Origin of the sequence: Streptomyces sp. NPDC005799 (assembly GCF_040630525.1) — a bacterium.
GTDB classification, from domain to species: Bacteria; Actinomycetota; Actinomycetes; order Streptomycetales; family Streptomycetaceae; genus Streptomyces; species Streptomyces griseorubiginosus_B.
In genome coordinates, this window is sequence record NZ_JBEXXQ010000209.1 from 1 (window position 1) to 1,534 (window position 1,534).

1 protein-coding gene and 1 pseudogene are annotated in these 1,534 nt (G+C 68.4%); both read left to right on the forward strand.

What is annotated here, in order from left to right; translation table 11 throughout:
* Positions 1–367: IS607 family transposase (locus tag ABZ453_RS51270; RefSeq protein ID WP_359026973.1), on the forward strand; the 367-nt coding region annotated here is incomplete at its 5' end.
* A pseudogene (locus ABZ453_RS51275) lies at positions 360–1,534 on the forward strand (IS200/IS605 family accessory protein TnpB-related protein); the annotation flags it as partial. The gene ABZ453_RS51270 and the pseudogene ABZ453_RS51275, both read left to right, overlap by 8 nt.

The window sequence follows — 1,534 nt, forward strand, 5'->3', positions numbered from 1 at the left end:
GCAGACCGCTCGCCTGTCGGCATGGGCGGCAAAGGCCGGGCAGAAGGTCGTGCGGATCGGATCCGAGATCGCCTCGGGCATGAACGGCTGCCGCGCGAAGGCGAAGCGGCTGCTGGCCGACCCGGCGGTGACCACGGTTGTGGTCGAGCACAAAGACCGCCTCGGACGGATGAATGGGGAGCTGATCGAGGCCGCCCTGTCCGCGACTGGTCGCCGACTCGTCGTCCTCGATGACGGCGAAGGTGAAGACGACCTGGTCCGGGACATGGTGGAGGTGCTGACGTCGTTCTGCGCCCGCCTGTACGGCCGCCGGTCGGCGAAGAACCGGGCGAGGAAGGCTCTCGAAGCGGCGGCTGCCGATGAGTGAGCCGAAGAAGAAGAAGCTCCGCACCATCGACGCGCCGTTCGTCGCGCTCGGGCCGTCCGGGGTGGCGGTACGCGACCGCCTCCAGCACCTCACCGACGTGGACGACAAGGTGTTGCGGCTGGTCGGTGAACACCTCGGACGCCTTGCCTCGCTGGACATCAAGAACCGCTGCGCTGACGGCCTGGACCACAGCAGCGACACGTGGGCCGCCCGGAAGCAGAGCCTGACGGCCGATTCCTCATCCCGGTGGGCCGGTTCGATCACGAAGGCCACTCACGATCAGTGGGCGCTTTCCCGCCGCTGCCGGCTCGCCCACATCCAAGGGCTTGAGGCTGGTGTGCGGACGCTGATGCACCGTCTCTGCCAGCCGATCGGGGAGAAGGGCACCAAACGGGCACCGGGCGGATACCGCAGTCGGGCCGAGTGGTTTTAGAAGTCGCGCCGTCTGACGGCCCTGGAACACCGCCTGGACGTGGCCCGCGCTGAGCGTGAGACCGGTGTCGTGCACGTCGTGCGCGGCGGCCGGCGCCTCCTCAACAACCGTCACAGCCTCCAAGCCGCCCAGCTCACCGCCGAGCAGTGGCGTCAGCGGTGGGAAGCCGAACGGTTCTTCCTCGCCGCCGATGGCGAGTTGGGCAAACGCTTCGGCAACGAGACCATCCGCGTCACACCGGATGGCGAGGTCAGCATCAAGCTGCCCGCCCCGCTCGCCCACTTGGCCAACAGCAAGCACGGTCGCTACGTCCTCGCCACCCGCGTGCAGTTCCAGCACAGGGGAGGTGACTGGCGCGAGCGGATCGAAGACAACCGGGCCGTGGCCTACCGCATCCACCTGGACAGGGAGCGGGGCCGCTGGTACCTGACAGCGTCGTGGACACGGCCCGTTGTCCAGACGATCCCGCTTCAGACGGCGCGGTCTGAGGGCATGGTCGGTGTGGACACCAACGCCGACCACTTCGCCGCCTACCGGCTCGACCGGCACGGCAACCCGGTCGGCGACCCCAAGCGGTTCTTCTACGACCTGTCCGGCCGCGCAGAGCACCGTGACGCCCAGGTCCGCCACGCCATCAGCCAGTTGCTGCACTGGGCAGACCGGTGCGGCGTCAAAGCCATCGGCCTGGAGAATCTGGACTTCGCCACCGAGAAGACCCGCGAGAAGCACGGCAG